This is a genomic window from Pseudomonas alvandae (genome assembly GCF_019141525.1).
In the GTDB taxonomy this organism is placed as follows: domain Bacteria; phylum Pseudomonadota; class Gammaproteobacteria; order Pseudomonadales; family Pseudomonadaceae; genus Aquipseudomonas; species Aquipseudomonas alvandae.
The window spans coordinates 5,568,652-5,586,119 of sequence record NZ_CP077080.1; the positions used below are offsets into that span (position 1 = coordinate 5,568,652).

Below are 17,468 nucleotides of genomic sequence, written 5' to 3' on the forward strand. Positions count from 1 at the left end.
CGAAGAGGCCGGCACATTCAACATCTTCATCGATTGTGAGAATGCTTTCGCGAGCAAGCTCGCTCCCACAATTGGGTCTGAGTATAGGTGCAGTATCAAAACCGAACCTTACAACCGCCCCGCCGGCGCATAAGGCACAGGGTCAATCACCGGCTCCCGCCCCAACATCACATCCACAAACAACCGACACGAAGCCGGCGCCAGCACCAGCCCATTGCGATAATGCCCACAGTTCAACCAAAGCCCCGCAAACCCCGGCACTTCGCCGATATAAGGAATCCCCTCCGGCGACCCGGGCCGCAACCCCGCCCAATGCCCTACCACCTCGGCATCGGCAAGCTCGGGAATAAGCGCCACCGCCGAAGCCTTGAGGCTTTCCAGCGCGACATCGGTCGGGGTCTTGTCAAAGCCCTCGCGCTCCAGCGTACTGCCGACCAGGATGTGCCCATCACGACGCGGGATCGCGTAGCGCCCCTTGGCCAGGACCATGCTCGACAGAAAATCCTCCGCGCATTTGTACAGGATCATCTGCCCTTTAACCGGCTCGACCGGCAGCTTCAAGCCCAGCGTCTTGAGCAGCTCGCCACTCCAGGCGCCAGCGGCCAATACCACTTGGTCGCCGCGAACCTCACCAGCAGAACTATTCACCCCCACCACACGCTCACCGTCGCGAATGAATCCGCTGACTTCACAGTGTTCGTGAAGCGTGACATTGGGCATCGCCAGCAAGGCCGCCTTAAGGGATTTCACCAGCCGGGGATTACGCACGTTAGCCACATCGGCCATGTAGATCGCCCGGGAAAATCCCGAACCCAGCACCGGGACCGCATCGTGGACCTCCGAGATATCCATAGCCCGCAGCGGGCGTCCTTCCCGTTTGGCCCAGGCTAGCGCTTCGTCCTGGTCGTCGAGGTCCAGCCAGTACAGCCCGGTGACATGCACCTGCGGATCAATGCCGGTAGCGGCGAACAAGCGCTCGCCCAGTTGTGGATAAAAATCCTGCGACCAATGGGCCAACGCGGTAACCGCCGGGCTATAGCGCCATGGGTAAAGGGGCGAAACGATACCGCCACCCGCCCAGGAAGCCTCCTGACCGACGCCGGAGCGATCCAGCAGCACCACACGCTGGCCTTCCGAGGCGAGATTGAATGCGGTCAGCAGGCCAATGACTCCGCCGCCGACGATCACCACTTGCTGTTGCCTGGTCATGTTCTGTTTCGACTCATAAGACAATGGACGCAAACTACGTCCGGAAAAAAATCAGCGGCCCCAGCAATCCTTGGCGGTCACGCCAGCGGCGGCGTTTTCCACATTTCGTACGCCGGTATTGGTGATCACGAAGTCACCACATTTGTCCGCCGCCATGGGCGAGCCGCCCTTGCGCACTGCCTTCAAGATGAAGCTCTGGTCCGTCAGCGTCGTCGGAGTAATGGTGTACGAATCATTACCGGCGCTCAGGCCAGTCGCGTTGGTGTAGGCGTTGTTCCTCGAGTAGTAGCGCTCGAGGATCTGCGCCTGCTCCGACAACAGCGAGGCGATCTCGGTGCGCCGGGCCTTTTTCATGTATTCGGTCAGGCTCGGATAGCCGACGGTGATCACAATACCGATGATCGCGATGACGATCATGATTTCGATCAAGGTGAAACCTCGGTTGGATTTGTGCATGCCTTACCTCACTGTATTTGCCGCCACATGATACGACGGCTGCCACCGACGGACTTGGTCAGCAGGTCGGTGATACCTCCACCGGAGTCATTCACGACCATGTTGGTTGCCCCATTGGCGCTGACGACGGCACTCAAGGTCGGTATCCCGCCCGTGAACACCACGCCAGCGGAAATCGTGTCGAGGGTATTGATCGAACCATCGTTATTGGTATCGAGCACCGCATAGTTGAGCATCTTACCGTTGAACGCATCCACTTCGATCAGCTTGCCGGTACCGAAGCTGGCGCACGGGTCGGTGGTATCAACGGCGGCGGTCGTGAAGACAACACGCCCGAGCACCAGGCTGGCTGGGTTGATGACCCGCTCCCCGGTCAAGGCGTTGTTGTACACCAGCGGCAAGTACCAGCCCTTCTTGGTGGGATAGGCGACATCGGTCTGGCTGGTGGTCACGAACTGCCCCGTCGTCCCGGAAAAAATATTGGTGATCGATTGGGCCTGAAGGCTCGCCACGGTGATTTGCCCCCCGCCGCCGATCGCATCCCAGATCGAATAGAACCCTTGCAGGTCCTTGTTGAGCTTGTCCGCCGACTCGTTGAACTTGCCAGTGCCGAAAAACACCTGGAGGCCGCCCTGGGGATTTTCTGCCAGCAACGGTTGTGCGGTAATCGGCTGGGTCGCGCCGCCGGGAGCGGTGAATAACGGCTGGCCGGCAAACGCCAGGCCCCAGGCGGTCGGGGAGGTGCCACTGAGGTCGAACTTCCACATCCGCCCTTTCAAGTCACCGCCGTAGGCGGCTTGCACCACGTTCTGGGAATTGACCCGCAGCTTGACCGACGACAGGCCGTTATCGGTTTCGCTGCTGTTGACGACGATTTTGCGAATCAGCGAACCGTCGCGAATGTCCACCACGTACAACGCCGCCACGCCGCTATTGCTGCCATAACCGTTGGAAATGAACGCGGCCCAGCGACCGTCCGCCAGGCGCGCCACTTCAGGACGTGCGTAGGCGTAGCCCAGGTCGTTGAAGGGATGGCCCGTGTTGGCGATGGCTGGAGCGCTGACTTCCCAAAGTGCCCGGATCGCGTTACCCGCCGACGCATCGAACAATTGCACCGCATAAAACGCCCGGCCACCGGCACCGGTGCCGCCCAGGGCGAGGGTTTTCCAGACGCTGCCCAGTTGTGCGTCGAATACCGCGACCTGCCCGTCCACCAGGAATTTGTGGCTCACGCCATTGATATAGGCGGGATCGGCGATCATCTCCAGCGAAGGCAGCACACTCGACGGCATGTAGGCGTAGCGCCGGGTTCCATTCGTGCTGTTGATCACGCTGAAGAAACCGTCATTGCCGTTCACCACCAGGCTGGCGCTCATGTTTGTCGCCTTGGTCGCCAGGTAGGTGCTGTAGCTGGTGTCGCCCACCAGGTCCGAGGCGGTCTGGTCGTTGGGTGAGGCCAGCACCAACGGTGAGTTGATAATGTCCCCGAGCAAGACGCTGCGTACTTTCAAGCCCGTCTTGTTGGTGCCCTTGCTCCACTCCACCAGGTCGTTGCCGGTGATACCGGTGGGCAAGCCTTGGCTCAGGCTGGTCTGCTGGGCCGGCGAGAAGTTACCGTAGGCCAGCGTGATCGGCACGTTGGTGGCGGTGTTCCAGGACTGATAGATCGGCGCCGTGGCGCCGGGCACGATGGCCGTGTCGGTGGTCCATTGCATCGCCGCCGTGTTGACCGTACCGGTCGAGGTAAAGCCGAACGCCTTGATGGTGCCACGCCAATCCTTGGGGTCGTAGGTGGTCTGGTAGTAACTGGAGGTGCTGGACAGCGTCGCGCCATTGCTGGTGCCGCCGCCCCCCGAGCCGGCCTTGGAGGTGATGTCGCTCAAGGCGGATGACAACGCGGAGTTCAGGCCCTCGCTGTCGGTGGCCTGGTAATACTTGCCCGCACCGTAGCGGGCCGCGTCGGACAACATCTGGTTGGTGGCGGTGAATCCGACGGTGTAGGTGTTGAGGTATTGGCGTCGGAAGTCGGCCGATTCCCAGCTTTTTCCGGTGACGTCGGTGCCGGTGGTGCGCATGTCGATGTCGAAGGCGAATTTGGCGATGTCGTCCAGGTAAAGCGTGTCGCCTTCGCCGTCACCCGCAGGATCGGCACCATCGTTAGTGCTGATGCCATCCCAGTTCGGCAAACGACTACCGCCCAACGGGTCATTGGTGGGGAACGTTCGGTCGTAGGTGGGCAGGCCATCGGTAATGACCACACCGAAATTCTTCTGGCATCGATACTGGATCGGGCTGGTGTAGGTGCTGGGTGTACCGTTGTAAAACGGCGCCATGCCTCGGAAATAGCGGGTGACTTCATAGTAACTTTCGGCCAGCGGGGTATTGGCAACGGCCCCCAAGGCATTGATGGCGTTGATCAGGGCAGTGTAATTGGCGTTGGCCTGGGTCTGGGTGACACTGCCGCTGACGGGTGACAAGTCGCTTATGGTCCGGGCGATATTGCCGCCAGGGCCGGAGTTGACGCTGTTAGGTGGATTGAAAGTGGCCAGCCCGATGCGCAGGGCGCGGTTGTTGGCGACCAGGGTGGTTGAGACGTCCCGCGCCACGTTGATACGGTAATCGGTGGGGATCGACCCCGTCGTAAAATCCCGACTCGAACCATTGGACAAAGTCAGCAAATAGGACAGGTATTTGGCTGTGTAGCGAGTGTTTCCGTTGCCAACCGGGTCGGGTAGCCTCAGACAGACCTCTCCCAAGTCGCTTCGATAAAAACCGTACCAGTTACTAGACTTGGAACAGCCACCACGGGACAGACTCGCCAATAAAACATTGCCATCCTCCATATTTAGCTTGGCGATGCTATTGCAGCTAGTGGCGGACTCACATGTATAAACGGTGGGCTGCGAGACCGCCGGATCAAACCCCGCCGCCCAGATAATGTTATTCATGCTCCCCGAGTCATCGATCAGCAGCATCACGTTGGGCGTCACCGCCGCCGCGCTCAACAGGGGCGATTCCGAAGGCGTGAAGCCATAGACCGGCGCCGCCAGGTAAAGGCTGAGCAACGCCCCCCACACCGCGCCCAGCAGCGCCCTAATATTTCGCATAGATGCTCTCCACCACGCTGCGCTGGTTGTTGCCCACCACAGCCACCGCGGTGATCCGGTACAGCGTTGCCGAGGTATTGATCGGCACGTTGACCGCCGTAAGCGTCGTGCCGATGTTCTGCACGCCATAAAACCCACCGGCGGCGGCCACCCAGAGCACGCCCGACGCCGAGTTGCGCCCTGCCGCCGTTACCGTCGCCGACTCCGCCGGCGGCGCACATTGGGCCGTGGTGGTACAGACCGGCAATGAATACGTCTCGACCTGCACGGCGCTTTCTCCCACCCGCAGCGCAGCCTCGGCCAGCTGGAATGACTGGTTGCGCTGCATGACGCTGCTGGTCATTTTTTCCTGCAGCGTGGCGCTCTGCATGGACGAAAGGCCGATCAACGTCAGCAGCAACAAAAAGACCAGGCTGACCAGCAATGCCATGCCGCGCTGGCCGTGTCGGTGCCCTATCGAAATCATCGATCGCCCCTTCATAGCAGCCGGTTCCGCAAAGCGGCGACCACATTGAAGGTCTGGTCGCGCACGGTGTTCCGCGGATCGAACAGCGTCAGGGTCAGGCGTACGCTGCGGATCAGCGCCGGGTCGCTCGGGTTGGCGCTGTAGCTGGTGGCAGCGGTGTCCGTCGCACTGCCGGCCATGCCGAATGTCACGTTGAATGCCCGTACATTGTCCACCAGCACCGCCATGGTCGGAGTGCCGGGGCCTGTGCCCAGCAGTAGCTGATTGTTGTTGAAGCCGTAGATCAGTCGGCGAATCGGGAAGGCCAACTGACCCGTCGCGGGCGCACGGGCGTTGGAATAGGCCGTTGCCGAGGTGCGGCAATCGGAGACCACGGTCCAGGTCGGTGCGTTACCGCCACTGCCAATGTCCGCCGTCACCAGGGTCAACCTGCGGTTCGCGTTGTCCCAGCGGATCGGCGTGATCTGGCTGGCCGCGAAACTGTTATCCGTGGAAGCATCGATGACGGTCGCCAGGCAACCGAACATGCCGACCATGCGAATCTCCTGGACCATCTTGCTCAAGGCAAACCGTGCGTCCTCCTGCATGACGGCGGCAGCGTTCTGGCTGACGTAGGTGTTCTTCGCCGCGATGAAAACCTGCACGACGCCCAACACCACGATGAGGCTGATGACCAGCGCGATCATCAATTCGATCAGGCCGAAGCCGCGGCTGCGTCCGTTCATGGCGTCGCCGCCACCGGATCGACGGCGACACGGCTGGTCAGCACGAAGCTGCGCCGCGCCTCGGCCGCGTTGGTCGTGTTGGCGGCCCGGGCATCGTCCCAGGAAATGGTGATGGTGTAGACCCGCTGGTTCAGCGCCACAGTGCCCGTGGCGGTGGCGCCGCCGAAGGCGACGATGTTGGTCTTGAAGTCGTACAGGTCCTGGTCCCGGGCCACGTTGAGGTTGGGGGAGCCGGGTGGAGCGATGGTGTAGTCGGCGCCAGAATTGGCGCGGATGCGGTCCAGCAGGTCATAGGCAATGAAACTGGCCTGGCTGGTCATGCGCGAGCTGTCGGTGTATTTGAGCGCATTGAGCTGGATCATCGCCGCGCCCAGCAAGCCCACCCCGAGGATCAGCACTGCCACCAGCACTTCGATCAGCGTCATGCCCTCCTGCGCCTTTTTACTGCAACCCTTCATCCGCAATTTCCATTCAATACGATTCGTCCGTTGAGGCAAACATTCAGCGTCCTGCTTTGCGCCCCCCTTACGTAATTGAAGCTCACCGGCACGGCCAGGCCCGATAATCCGCCGAGGTTGTTGAAATCGATACTGGTCACATCTGAGGTTAGCGTCAGAGTCGCGCCGCTGCCCATCGCTGGAACAACCCGCAATACATTCGGGTTGGGCGGATTGCCAGTGTTGTCGTACACGATCAGTTCGCCGTTCCAGGCACCACCCTGCGTGGTCGGACGAACGCGCGTGGTGATGCCACGGTTGATCGCTTCCATTCGGGCGAAGTTCAAGGCCCGCTGCAGGTCACCGATTTCGGTATCGGCCTTGGTGCCTTGCAGCGAACCGGTGAACGACGGTACCGCCATGGTAATCAGCAGCAGCATCACGCCAAGGGCCACCAGCACCTCGATCAGCGTGAAACCTTTTGTACGAAGATCCATCGATGCCCTCCGTTGCCGTCGGCTATACCTGCCATTACACGCTAGAACAAACCACCGCCGTGTGGGTGGTTGTTTCAATCAGGACGCCAGGATCGCGTCGTTTTCGTACTCCAGGGAGGAGACGTCATGTATCAACAAGGCTTCAGCCTGATCGAACTGCTCATCGGACTGGCAATTGCCGCAATTGTTCTGCCGTTGGCCAGTACAAGCTACACCCAACTGATCGAATCCATCGAACGCGAGGACACCGCGCAGCTACTGCTCAGCGGATTGCGCAGCGCCCGCAGTGAAGCCATCACGCGTAACTGCCGGGTGTTGATACACGCAATAGATAACGATTGGAGCAAAGGCTGGCGGATCATGCTGGACGACAAGGAGAAGACCTTGTTGAAGGAGCGCAGGAGCAGCGCTCGGGTAGTTGGCAACTCGACGGTCAAGCGCAGGATCAGGTTCGGCAGCCAGGGAGAGGCCCTGCATTCCAATGGCTCATTCCAGGCCGGCACGCTGCATGTGTGCGCCAAACGCCGGCCGGTCAGCCATCACCAAGTGATATTGGCGCCGTCCGGCCGCGTCCGCCTGGAAAGTATCGAGGCCGAGCAGGCCCTGTGTGCAAAAGGACTCAAAGCAGGGAGCGGACGCGCAGTTCCTTCGGCATCGAGAACGTGATGTTTTCCTCGCGACCGGCCAGCTCGTCAGCCCCGGTTGCACCCCAGGCCTGCAATTGCTGGATCACACCGCGCACCAGGACTTCCGGGGCGGAGGCACCGGCGGTAATGCCGATCCGCTCGACGCCGTCGAACCAGCTGCGTTGCATGTCTTCGGCGCCGTCGATCAGGTAGGCCGGGGTGGACATGCGCTCGGCCAGCTCACGCAGGCGATTGGAATTGGAGCTGTTCGGGCTGCCGACGACCAGGACCACGTCGCATTCGTCGGCCAGTTGCTTGACCGCGTCCTGACGGTTCTGGGTCGCGTAGCAGATGTCGTCCTTGCGCGGCCCGCCAATGGCAGGGAAGCGCGAACGCAAGGCGTCGATGACGCGACTGGTGTCATCCATGGACAGGGTGGTCTGGGTGACGAAGGCGAGCTTCTCCGGGTTGCGTACCTGCAGGGCCGCCACATCTTCCTCGTCTTCGACCAGGTAGATGGCGCCGCCGTTGCTGGCGTCGTACTGGCCCATGGTGCCTTCGACCTCCGGATGACCTTCGTGGCCGATCAGGATGCATTCGCGGCCGTCACGGCTGTAGCGCGCCACTTCGATGTGGACCTTGGTGACCAGCGGGCAGGTGGCGTCGAAGACTTTCAGGCCACGGCCGGCGGCTTCGGTACGCACCGCCTGGGAAACACCGTGGGCACTGAAGATCACGATGACGTCGTCCGGCACCTGGTCCAGTTCCTCGACGAAAATAGCCCCGCGGCTGCGCAGGTCCTCGACGACGAACTTGTTGTGCACCACTTCATGGCGCACGTAGATCGGCGGCCCGAACACTTCCAGGGCGCGGTTGACGATTTCGATCGCCCGGTCCACGCCGGCGCAGAAGCCACGGGGGTTGGCGAGTTTGATTTGCATGCTGTGCCTCGTGTCTTGCGCGCAAGAGATTGAATCAATGCAATCCAGTGTGGGAGCGAGCTTGCTCGCGATGGCGGTATATCAGCCAACGTCAATATTGACTGATCCGACGCCATCGCGAGCACGCTCGCTCCCACAGTGAATCGGGTGGCAGCAGGAACTGCCTGTTAAATCCTAAACCGCCTTGACCTCAAGAATTTCCACTTCGAAATTCAAGGTCTTGCCCGCCAGTGGATGATTGAAATCAACGGTCACCTGGGCATCGTCAAATGCCTTAACCACACCCGGCAATTCGGTATTGGCCGCGTCATTGAAAATCACCAGCAGGCCCTCGGACAACTCCATGTCCTGGAACTGTGAGCGTGGCATGGTCTGCACGTTTTGCGGGTTGGGCTGACCAAAGGCGTTTTCCGGTGGCACGATCACGGTGCGCTTATCGCCGGCCTTGAAGCCGAAGATCGCCGCTTCGAAGCCCGGCAGCAAGTTGCCATCACCGACCTTGAACACCGCCGGCGCCTTGTCGAAGGTGCTATCGACGGTGTTGCCGTTTTCCAGGTGCAGGGCGAAGTGAAGCTTCACTTCGGTGTTTTGAGCGATACGCTGCTCAGTCATGGACGGCTTCTCCGGTTTTCTTGCTCTTGAACATATCCAGGGCGAGCATCACGGCGCCCACGCTGATGGCGCTGTCGGCAAAGTTGAACGCCGGGAAATACCAGCGGTTCTGCCAATGCACCAGGATGAAATCGATCACATGGCCCAAGGCAATCCGATCGTAGAGGTTGCCCAACGCGCCGCCGAGGACCAGCGCCAGCGCCACGGCCAGCCAGGTCTCATTGCGCCCCAGGCGCTTGAGCCAGACCACCAGCACGGCGCTGACCACGATGGCGATCAGGGCGAACAGCCAGCGCTGCCAGCCTGAGCTGTCGGCCAGGAAACTGAACGCCGCTCCGGTGTTGTAGGCCAAGGTCCAGCTGAAGTAGTCGGGAATGATCACGATCTGCTGGTACATGGTCAACGCGTTCTCGAAGTAGTACTTGCTGGCCTGGTCGATGACCAGCACCAGCAAGCTCAACCAGAGCCAGCCCAACCGACCGAAACGGCCCGCTGCATTAGGCATAGTGGCGAACCTCGCCGCTGCCGCTGATGTTGTCGACGCAACGACCGCAGATTTCCGGGTGCTCCGGGTTCACGCCGACGTCTTCGCGGCAATGCCAGCAACGGGCGCACTTGACGAAGCTCGACTTGACCACCTTGAGCTTCAGGCCACTCACTTCGGTCACCACGGCGTCGGCCGGAGCCTGCGCCAACGGCGCGACACTGGCGGTGGAGGTGATCAGCACGAAACGCAGTTCGTTGCCCAGCTTGGCCAGGTCGGCGCTCAAGGCATCTTCGGCATAAAGGGTCACTTCGGCTTGCAGGTTGCCACCGACGGCCTTGGCCGCGCGCTGGATCTCCATTTCCTTGTTGACCGCCGCCTTGACCGCCATCACGCGATCCCAATACGCACGGTCCAACTCGAAGCCTTGCGGCAGTTCGGTCAGGCCCTCGTACCAGGTGTTGAGCATCACCGACTCGTTGCGCTCGCCCGGCAGGTATTCCCACAACTCATCGGCGGTGAACGCCAGGATCGGCGCGATCCAGCGCACCAGCGCCTCGCTGATGTGGAACAGCGCAGTCTGGCAGGAACGACGGGCCTTGCTGTTGGCGCCGGTGGTGTACTGGCGATCCTTGATGATGTCGAGGTAGAAACCACCCAACTCCTGGACGCAGAAGTTGTGGATCTTGGAATACACGTTCCAGAAACGGTACTCGCCGTAGTGTTCTTGCAATTCGCGTTGCAGCAACAGGGTACGATCCACGGCCCAGCGGTCCAGCGCGAGCATGTCTTCGGCCGGCAGCAGGTCGGTGGCCGGGTTGAAGCCGGTCAGGTTGGAAAGCAGGAAACGCGCGGTGTTACGGATGCGCCGGTAGGCGTCCGCGCTGCGCTGTAGGATCTGCTCGGAAACGGCCATCTCGCCGGAGTAGTCGGTAGACGCGACCCACAGGCGCATGATGTCGGCGCCGAGGGTGTCGTTGACTTTCTGCGGCGCGATCACGTTGCCCAGGGACTTGGACATCTTGCGGCCGGACTCGTCGACGGTGAAGCCGTGGGTCAGCAGCTCGCGGTACGGCGCGTGGTTGTCGATGGCGCAACCGGTCAGCAAGGACGAATGGAACCAGCCACGATGCTGGTCCGAACCTTCCAGGTACAGGTCGGCGCGCGGGCCGGTCTCATGACCCATCGGGTGCGAACCGCGCAGTACGTGCCAATGGGTGGTGCCGGAGTCGAACCAGACGTCCAGGGTGTCGCTGATCTTGTCGTACAGCGGTGCTTCGTCGCCCAGCAGCTCGGCGGCATCGAGCTTGAACCAGGCTTCGATGCCTTCGGCTTCGACGCGCTGGGCCACGACTTCCATCAGTTCGACGGTGCGTGGATGCAGCTCGCCGCTTTCCTTGTTCAGGAAGAACGGGATCGGCACGCCCCAGTTGCGCTGGCGGGAGATGCACCAGTCCGGACGGTTGGCGATCATCGAGTGCAGGCGCGCCTGGCCCCAGGCCGGAACGAACTGCGTTTCTTCGATGGCCTTGAGCGAACGCTGGCGCAGGGTGTCGCCGCTGGTGGGCTGCTTGTCCATGCCGATGAACCACTGTGCGGTGGCGCGGTAGATCAGCGGGGTCTTGTGGCGCCAGCAATGCATGTAGCTGTGTTCGATGACAGTGGTGTGCAGCAGCGCGCCGACTTCGGTCAGCTTGTCGACGATGGCCGGGTTGGCTTTCCAGATGAACTGGCCGCCAAAGAACTCCAGCGACGGCACGTACACGCCATTGCTCTGCACCGGATTTAGGATGTCGTCATTGACCATGCCGTATTTCTTGCAGGTCACGAAGTCGTCGACGCCATAGGCCGGCGCGGAGTGAACCACGCCGGTGCCTGCGCCCAGTTCCACGTAATCGGCCAGGTACACCGGCGACAGGCGGTCATAGAACGGATGGCGGAAATTGATCAGCTCCAGCGCCGAACCCGGGGCGGTGGCGATCACCGAACCGTCGAGGTTGTAGCGGGCCAGGCAGGATTCGACCAGCTCTTCGGCCAGCACCAGCAGCTTGTCGCCAACGTCTACCAGGGCGTAGTTGAATTCCGGGTGGACGTTCAGCGCCTGGTTGGCCGGGATGGTCCACGGGGTGGTGGTCCAGATCACGATCGATGCGGGCTTGGCCAGCTTGCCCAGGCCGAACGCCGCGGCGAGCTTGTCTTCATCGGCGATCGGGAACGCGACGTCGATGGTCGAGGACTTCTTGTTTTCGTACTCGACTTCCGCCTCGGCCAGGGCCGAACCGCAATCGAAGCACCAGTTCACGGGCTTGAGCCCCTTGAACACGAAGCCGCCCTCGACGATTTTCGCCAGGGCACGGATTTCACCGGCTTCGTTCTTGAAGTCCATGGTCTTGTACGGATTGGCGAAGTCGCCCAGCACGCCGAGGCGGATGAATTCGGACTTCTGCCCTTCGATCTGCTCAGTGGCGTAGGCACGACACAGCTCGCGGGTCTTGTCCGCGCCCAGGTTCTTGCCGTGGGTCACTTCGACCTTGTGCTCGATCGGCAGGCCATGGCAGTCCCAGCCCGGGACATACGGCGCGTCAAAACCCGACAGGGTCTTGGAGCGGATGATCATGTCCTTGAGAATCTTGTTCAGCGCGTGACCGATGTGGATGGTGCCGTTGGCGTACGGAGGGCCGTCGTGCAGGACGAACTTCGGACGATCCTTGCCAATCTCGCGCAACTTTCCGTACAGGCCAATGCTGTCCCAACGCTGCAGAATCTGTGGTTCGCGCTGAGGCAGGCCGGCCTTCATTGGGAAGGCGGTGTCCGGAAGGTTTAGCGTGGCTTTATAGTCGGTCATTTAAGGCTCTTCATTAGCGATTGGCGCTGGTTGCGACAAGGGCACGGGCGGCGGCGATATCTGCATGGATCGCCGTCTTGAGCGCCTCCAGAGAGGCAAAACGCTGCTCTTCACGCAGCTTCTGGTGGAAAACCACCGTCAAACGCCGGTCATACAGATCGCCGGCAAAATCCAGAATGTGTACTTCGAGATGGGCCTTGCCATCCCCCTGCACCGTAGGACGAACGCCAATGTTGGCGACGCCGGGCCAGGTCTTGCCGTCGATGTCGACACTCACCAGGAACACCCCGGTCAGCGGCACGCGACGGCGCTTGAGTTGCACGTTGGCCGTTGGCGTGCCCAATTGGCGCGCCAGCTTCTGCCCGTGCAGGATCCGCCCGGCAATCCGGTACGGCCGACCGAGCAAGCGCTCGGCCAATGCGAAGTCGGCAGCCGCCAGGGCGTTGCGGACCTGGGTGCTGCTGACGCGCAAACCATCCATCTCGACGGTCTGCGCCGCTTCGACGGTGAAGCCCCGGGCGACGCCGGTCTGTTGCAGGTAATCGAAATCGCCTGCCCGGTCGCAACCGAAACGGAAATCGTCACCGACTTCCAGATGCTTCACGTCGAGGCCATCCACCAGGATGGTATCGACGAATTCGGCGGCACTGAGCTGGCTCAGGCGCTGGTTGAAAGCCAGGCACAGGACCCGGTCGACGCCTTCGGCCGCGAGCAATTGCAGTTTGTCCCGCAACCGGGCCAGACGGGCCGGAGCGGTGTCCGGGGCGAAAAACTCCCGGGGCTGCGGCTCGAAGATCACCACGCAACTGGGCAGGCCCAATTCCAGCGCACGCTCGCGCAGCCGCGCCAGGATAGCCTGGTGGCCACGGTGAACACCGTCAAAGTTGCCAATAGTGGCGACACAGCCCCGATGCCGGGGACGCAGGTTGTGGAGGCCTCGAACCAGCTGCATAACGCGCTTCTTGCTCATAAAGTGGCCGATTATAACCACACCCGGCGGTCGGTGACAGGCAACACCGTAACCCAAAGTGATCGAACCGACAAAACCGCCGCCCGCCCCTGGATTATCAGGGGCAACCTGTCAGCTCAAGGCCTTGCGATTGAAGTCGCGCAAACGGAAGCCCATCAACAGCAACATGCCGAAATACGCCACCACGCCCGCCACGACCAGCACACCCAGGCGCAGGAAACGCTCGAGCATCACGCCTTCGCCCCAAGCCGGCATGAAATGCATCCCGACCAGCAGCACCGCCGACATCACCGCCACGGCGACGAGCAACTTGAGCCCGAACTTGCCCCAGCCCGGCATCGGTTGATACATCTTCTGCTTGCGCAGTTGATAAAACAGCAGCCCGGCGTTTAGACAGGCACCCGCGCTGATCGCCAGCGCCAGGCCGGCGTGGGCCAGCGGACCGATGAGCAGCAGGTTGAACAGTTGGGTCATGCACAGGGTAAAGATGGCGATTTTCACCGGCGTACGGATGTTCTGCTGGGCGTAGAAGCCCGGCGCGAGGACTTTGATCACGATGATCCCGAGCAGCCCCACCGAGTAGGCGATCAGCGCCCGTTGGGTCATCAGGGCATCGAATGCATTGAATTGACCGTACTGGAACAGCGAAACCGTCAGCGGCTCGGCCAGGATCCCCAGCGCCAGGGCACAAGGCAGGACCAGTACGAAACACAGGCGCAGGCCCCAATCGAGGATCCGCGAATACTCATGGCGATCCTGGCTGGCGTAGGTCTTGGCCAGGGTCGGCAGCAGGATCGTGCCCAGCGCCACGCCCAGCACGCCGGATGGCAATTCCATCAAGCGGTCGGCGTAGTACATCCACGACACCGAGCCCGCCACCAGGAACGAGGCAAAAATGGTGTTGATGATCAGGGAAATCTGGCTCACCGAGACGCCGAGGATGGCCGGCAGCATCTGCTTCATGACCCGCCACACGCCGCTGTCGCGCAAGTTCAGACGCGGCAGCACCAGCATGCCGATCTTCTTCAGGTGCGGCAGTTGGTAGAGCAACTGCGCCAGGCCGCCCGCCAACACCGCCCAACCCAGCGCCATCACCGGCGGATCGAAGTACGGCGTCAGGAACACCGCGAAGATGATCATGCTGACGTTGAGCAGCGTCGGCACAAAGGCCGGCACGGAGAAACGGTTCCAGGTGTTGAGGATCGCGCCGGCCAGGGACGACAGGGAAATCAGCAATATATAAGGAAAGGTCACCCGCAACAGGTCAGAGGTGAGCTGGAATTTTTCCGGCGTGTCGGTGAAACCGGGTGCGGTGGCCCAGATCACCCAGGGCGCGGCGAGCATGCCGGCGGCCGTGACCAAGGCCAGCACCAGCGTCAGCAGACCGGTTACGTAGGCAATGAAGGTACGGGTCGCCTCGTCGCCCTTCTGGCTTTTATATTCCGCCAGGATCGGCACGAAGGCCTGGGAAAACGCCCCTTCGGCGAAGATCCGTCGCAACAGGTTGGGCAACTTGAACGCAATGAAGAAAGCGTCGGTGGCCATTCCGGCACCGAATATCCGGGCGATCAACGTATCGCGAACGAATCCCAGGATGCGGGAAAGCATCGTGATAGAGCTGACGGCAGCCAACGATTTGAGCAGGTTCATGAAAAGAGTTTTTGCCTGTCGATAAACAGCAGGCGAACAATGCGCCCACTTGTGCGATACTCCGCGCCGCTAAACAGCACAGCGCCAAAGCCCGCGAGTTTACAGGTCGCACGCCGGAAAGAAATCATTCGGTACGCCGCACCTGCCATTCAGCGGAACGTGTCACCCCGCCCTTGACAAGACCTCAACTCATCGGCATGATTCGCGGCCTATTTTGTTTGCTATTTCCTAAAAAGTCTTTCGAGGAGCTCGACGGTGGCCAACACACCTTCCGCCAAAAAACGTGCAAAACAGGCTGAGAAGCGTCGCAGCCACAACGCCAGCCTGCGTTCCATGGTCCGTACCTACATCAAGAACGTAGTCAAGGCCATCGACGCAAAAGACGCTGAAAAAGCACAAGCTGCTTACGTTCTGGCTGTGCCAGTTATCGACCGCATGGCCGATAAAGGCATCATCCACAAGAACAAGGCCGCTCGCCACAAGAGCCGCCTGAATGGCCACGTAAAGGCCTTGAACGTTGCCGCTGCTGCCTAAGCGACGCGCTCATTAAAAAACCGACCTCAGGGTCGGTTTTTTATTGCCTGTGATTTACCAGCCGCACCTCAAATAAAAACTGTGGGAGCGAGCCTGCTCGCGAATGCGATCTGCCAGTGACATTGATGCCAGCTGACACACCGTATTCGCGAGCAGGTCGGATTGCCGCACCATCGCTCCCACACAAGGGCATTTAGTGCAGGTTATTGAGCCCGAGCCCAAGGCAAGATCGGAATCGCCGTCACCGCATTTTGCGGACTGCCCTCGATCACCCGGTCGCTGTAGACCAGGTAAACCAGCGTATTGCGCTTCTTATCAAGGAACCGCACCACTTGCATGGTCTTGAACACCAGCGAAGTGCGTTCGCGGAACACTTCTTCGCCGTCCTTGAGCTCGCCCTTGAAGCTGATCGGCCCAACCTGGCGACAGGCGATGGACGCCTCGGCGCGATCCTCGGCCAACCCAAGACCACCCTTCACCCCACCCGTCTTGGCTCGCGACAGGTAACAGGTCACGCCATCGACCTTAGGGTCGTCGAACGCCTCGACCACGATCCGATCGTTCGGCCCGACAAACTTGAACACGGTCGAGACCTGACCGATTTCTTCGGCCGAAGCCAGCAGCGGCACTGCCAACAGCAAGCCGATCAATCCTTTTGCCAAACCCATGATTTTTCCTTAGACGAGGATCAGGTTGTCACGGTGAACCAGCTCGGGCTCCGCCATGTAACCCAACAAGCCGACAATCGCATCAGACGACTGACCGATGATTTTCTGCGCCTCCAGCGCGCTGTAGTTCGCCAGGCCACGGGCGATCTCGCGACCGTCCGGCGCCACGCACACGACCATTTCGCCGCGGCGGAAACTGCCCTGGACCAACTTCACACCCACCGGCAGCAGGCTTTTGTTGCCTTGGGACAAGGCCGACACAGCGCCGGCATCCAGCACCAACGTGCCACGGGTTTGCAGATGCCCAGCCAGCCATTGCTTGCGCGCCGCCAGCATGCCGCGCTCTGGCGAGAGCAAGGTGCCGATGCGCTCGCCTGACTTCAGGCGATCCAGCACCCGCTCCAAGCGCCCACCGACAATGATGGTATGAGCACCGGAACGGGCGGCCAGACGCGCAGCGCGCAGCTTGGTCTGCATGCCACCGCGCCCCAGCGCCCCGCCGGTACCACCAGCAACCGCATCCAGCGCCGGGTCGTCGGCACGGGCTTCGTAGATCAGCCTGGCGTCAGGGTTGTTGCGCGGATCGGCATCGAACATGCCGTCGCGGTCCGTGAGAATCACCAGCAGGTCCGCCTCCACCAGGTTCGCCACCAATGCAGCCAGGGTGTCGTTGTCACCAAAACGGATCTCGTCGGTGACTACGGTGTCGTTCTCGTTGATCACCGGGATGACTTTCAGCTCCACCAGCGCTCGCAACGTACTGCGGGCATTGAGGTAGCGCTTGCGGTCGGACAGGTCGTCATGGGTCAGCAGGATCTGCGCCGTGTGGCGGCCATGCTCGGCAAAGCTCGACTCCCAGGCTTGGACCAGGCCCATCTGGCCGATGGCGGCAGCAGCCTGCAGCTCATGCATCGCGCTGGGTCGCGACGTCCAGCCCAGGCGACTCATACCGGCGGCCACGGCCCCGGACGAGACCAATACCAGTTCGACGCCAGCCTCATGCAAGGCCACCATCTGCTCGACCCACACCGCCATTGCCTGGCGATCCAGGCCTTTGCCATCCGCTGTCAGCAGTGCACTGCCGATCTTCACGACCCAGCGCTGCGCACCCGTCACCTTGCTCCGCATTTTCTTCAACCTTTGCCAGCGAACGGCGCGACCCAGCGCCGCCCATGGGATTATTCGTATTTGCGTTCTACAGATACCAAAACGCCGCTCGATTGAGCGGCGCCTTGGAAACC

The 17,468-nt window shown here is 61.2% G+C and carries 17 protein-coding genes; 2 read left to right on the forward strand and 15 right to left on the reverse strand.

What is annotated here, in order from left to right; translation table 11 throughout:
- Positions 1 to 108: 108 nt before the first annotated feature.
- The 7 genes from thiO to KSS97_RS24880 are packed head-to-tail and all read right to left on the reverse strand — an operon-like array spanning position 109 to position 6,897.
- Positions 109 to 1,209 carry a glycine oxidase ThiO gene (thiO, locus tag KSS97_RS24850; RefSeq protein WP_217860367.1) on the reverse strand — a complete coding sequence of 367 codons (1,101 nt, stop codon included), beginning with the start codon at positions 1,207 to 1,209 and terminating at the stop codon, positions 109 to 111.
- Positions 1,210 to 1,260: 51 nt separating this feature from the next.
- Positions 1,261 to 1,665: a type IV pilin protein gene (locus KSS97_RS24855; RefSeq protein WP_198798121.1), complete on the reverse strand. Its 405-nt coding sequence runs from the start codon at positions 1,663 to 1,665 to the stop codon at positions 1,261 to 1,263.
- An 8-nt stretch (positions 1,666 to 1,673) separates the two neighbouring features.
- Positions 1,674 to 4,772, reverse strand: a complete 3,099-nt coding sequence (locus KSS97_RS24860; RefSeq protein WP_217860368.1) for a pilus assembly protein — start codon at positions 4,770 to 4,772, stop codon at positions 1,674 to 1,676.
- Positions 4,759 to 5,238 (reverse strand): pilus assembly PilX family protein, encoded by a 480-nt coding sequence (locus KSS97_RS24865; protein WP_217860369.1) that lies wholly within the window; start codon positions 5,236 to 5,238, stop codon positions 4,759 to 4,761. The genes KSS97_RS24860 and KSS97_RS24865 overlap by 14 nt, the downstream gene beginning before the upstream one ends.
- 11 nt (positions 5,239 to 5,249) lie before the next feature.
- A complete protein-coding gene (locus tag KSS97_RS24870) occupies positions 5,250 to 5,963 on the reverse strand; it encodes a PilW family protein (RefSeq protein WP_217860370.1) in 714 nt (237 codons plus the stop codon).
- Positions 5,960 to 6,421 carry a type IV pilus modification protein PilV gene (gene pilV, locus KSS97_RS24875; RefSeq protein WP_217860371.1) on the reverse strand — a complete coding sequence of 154 codons (462 nt, stop codon included), beginning with the start codon at positions 6,419 to 6,421 and terminating at the stop codon, positions 5,960 to 5,962. The genes KSS97_RS24870 and pilV overlap by 4 nt, the downstream gene beginning before the upstream one ends.
- Positions 6,418 to 6,897, reverse strand: coding sequence for a GspH/FimT family pseudopilin (locus KSS97_RS24880; RefSeq protein WP_030140278.1), 480 nt, complete (start codon positions 6,895 to 6,897; stop codon positions 6,418 to 6,420). Before KSS97_RS24880 ends, pilV begins: the two co-directional genes overlap by 4 nt.
- Positions 6,898 to 7,023: 126 nt before the next feature.
- Between KSS97_RS24880 and KSS97_RS24885 the strand changes: the two genes are divergently transcribed.
- Entirely contained in the window at positions 7,024 to 7,563 is a 540-nt protein-coding gene (locus KSS97_RS24885; RefSeq protein ID WP_030140279.1) for a GspH/FimT family pseudopilin, read from the forward strand.
- Here KSS97_RS24885 and ispH read toward each other — a convergent pair.
- The 6 genes from ispH to murJ all read right to left on the reverse strand — a co-directional run bounded on the left by ispH (position 7,517) and on the right by murJ (position 15,025).
- Positions 7,517 to 8,464 carry a 4-hydroxy-3-methylbut-2-enyl diphosphate reductase gene (gene ispH, locus KSS97_RS24890; protein WP_030140280.1) on the reverse strand — a complete coding sequence of 316 codons (948 nt, stop codon included), beginning with the start codon at positions 8,462 to 8,464 and terminating at the stop codon, positions 7,517 to 7,519. The two genes, KSS97_RS24885 and ispH, sit on opposite strands and share 47 nt — an antisense overlap.
- Before the next feature lie 174 nt (positions 8,465 to 8,638).
- On the reverse strand, positions 8,639 to 9,076 hold the full coding sequence (gene fkpB, locus KSS97_RS24895; protein WP_217860372.1) for an FKBP-type peptidyl-prolyl cis-trans isomerase: 438 nt from the start codon (positions 9,074 to 9,076) through the stop codon (positions 8,639 to 8,641).
- Complete coding sequence (gene lspA / locus KSS97_RS24900; protein ID WP_217860373.1) at positions 9,069 to 9,581, reverse strand: signal peptidase II; 513 nt, start codon at positions 9,579 to 9,581, stop codon at positions 9,069 to 9,071. The genes fkpB and lspA overlap by 8 nt, the downstream gene beginning before the upstream one ends.
- Complete coding sequence (ileS, locus tag KSS97_RS24905) at positions 9,574 to 12,405, reverse strand: isoleucine--tRNA ligase (protein WP_217860374.1); 2,832 nt, start codon at positions 12,403 to 12,405, stop codon at positions 9,574 to 9,576. Before ileS ends, lspA begins: the two co-directional genes overlap by 8 nt.
- A 13-nt stretch (positions 12,406 to 12,418) precedes the next feature.
- Positions 12,419 to 13,357 (reverse strand): bifunctional riboflavin kinase/FAD synthetase, encoded by a 939-nt coding sequence (ribF, locus tag KSS97_RS24910; RefSeq protein ID WP_198798115.1) that lies wholly within the window; start codon positions 13,355 to 13,357, stop codon positions 12,419 to 12,421.
- A gap of 129 nt (positions 13,358 to 13,486) precedes the next feature.
- Positions 13,487 to 15,025, reverse strand: a complete 1,539-nt coding sequence (gene murJ, locus KSS97_RS24915) for a murein biosynthesis integral membrane protein MurJ (RefSeq protein WP_030140285.1) — start codon at positions 15,023 to 15,025, stop codon at positions 13,487 to 13,489.
- Positions 15,026 to 15,280: 255 nt separating this feature from the next.
- Here murJ and rpsT point away from each other — a divergent pair, with 255 nt between their 5' ends.
- On the forward strand, positions 15,281 to 15,559 hold the full coding sequence (gene rpsT / locus KSS97_RS24920) for a 30S ribosomal protein S20 (RefSeq protein ID WP_003185593.1): 279 nt from the start codon (positions 15,281 to 15,283) through the stop codon (positions 15,557 to 15,559).
- Between the two features lie 203 nt (positions 15,560 to 15,762).
- Here rpsT and KSS97_RS24925 read toward each other — a convergent pair whose 3' ends face one another.
- Together KSS97_RS24925 and proB are read right to left on the reverse strand one after the other, a co-directional pair.
- A complete protein-coding gene (locus tag KSS97_RS24925) occupies positions 15,763 to 16,227 on the reverse strand; it encodes a CreA family protein (RefSeq protein WP_030140286.1) in 465 nt (154 codons plus the stop codon).
- Between the two features lie 9 nt (positions 16,228 to 16,236).
- Complete coding sequence (gene proB / locus KSS97_RS24930) at positions 16,237 to 17,355, reverse strand: glutamate 5-kinase (protein ID WP_198798113.1); 1,119 nt, start codon at positions 17,353 to 17,355, stop codon at positions 16,237 to 16,239.
- Between the last annotated feature and the right edge of the window lie 113 nt (positions 17,356 to 17,468).

Bases quoted from the DNA above. Each gene is read 5' to 3' on its own strand.
- thiO (WP_217860367.1), bottom strand. From the start codon at position 1,209: ATGACCAGGCAACAGCAAGTGGTGATCGTCGGCGGCGGAGTCATTGGC.
- KSS97_RS24855 (WP_198798121.1), bottom strand. From the start codon at position 1,665: ATGCACAAATCCAACCGAGGTTTCACCTTGATCGAAATCATGATCGTC.
- KSS97_RS24860 (WP_217860368.1), bottom strand. From the start codon at position 4,772: ATGCGAAATATTAGGGCGCTGCTGGGCGCGGTGTGGGGGGCGTTGCTC.
- KSS97_RS24865 (WP_217860369.1), bottom strand. From the start codon at position 5,238: ATGATTTCGATAGGGCACCGACACGGCCAGCGCGGCATGGCATTGCTG.
- KSS97_RS24870 (WP_217860370.1), bottom strand. From the start codon at position 5,963: ATGAACGGACGCAGCCGCGGCTTCGGCCTGATCGAATTGATGATCGCG.
- pilV (WP_217860371.1), bottom strand. From the start codon at position 6,421: ATGAAGGGTTGCAGTAAAAAGGCGCAGGAGGGCATGACGCTGATCGAA.
- KSS97_RS24880 (WP_030140278.1), bottom strand. From the start codon at position 6,897: ATGGATCTTCGTACAAAAGGTTTCACGCTGATCGAGGTGCTGGTGGCC.
- KSS97_RS24885 (WP_030140279.1), top strand. From the start codon at position 7,024: ATGTATCAACAAGGCTTCAGCCTGATCGAACTGCTCATCGGACTGGCA.
- ispH (WP_030140280.1), bottom strand. From the start codon at position 8,464: ATGCAAATCAAACTCGCCAACCCCCGTGGCTTCTGCGCCGGCGTGGAC.
- fkpB (WP_217860372.1), bottom strand. From the start codon at position 9,076: ATGACTGAGCAGCGTATCGCTCAAAACACCGAAGTGAAGCTTCACTTC.
- lspA (WP_217860373.1), bottom strand. From the start codon at position 9,581: ATGCCTAATGCAGCGGGCCGTTTCGGTCGGTTGGGCTGGCTCTGGTTG.
- ileS (WP_217860374.1), bottom strand. From the start codon at position 12,405: ATGACCGACTATAAAGCCACGCTAAACCTTCCGGACACCGCCTTCCCA.
- ribF (WP_198798115.1), bottom strand. From the start codon at position 13,357: ATGCAGCTGGTTCGAGGCCTCCACAACCTGCGTCCCCGGCATCGGGGC.
- murJ (WP_030140285.1), bottom strand. From the start codon at position 15,025: ATGAACCTGCTCAAATCGTTGGCTGCCGTCAGCTCTATCACGATGCTT.
- KSS97_RS24925 (WP_030140286.1), bottom strand. From the start codon at position 16,227: ATGGGTTTGGCAAAAGGATTGATCGGCTTGCTGTTGGCAGTGCCGCTG.
- proB (WP_198798113.1), bottom strand. From the start codon at position 17,355: ATGCGGAGCAAGGTGACGGGTGCGCAGCGCTGGGTCGTGAAGATCGGC.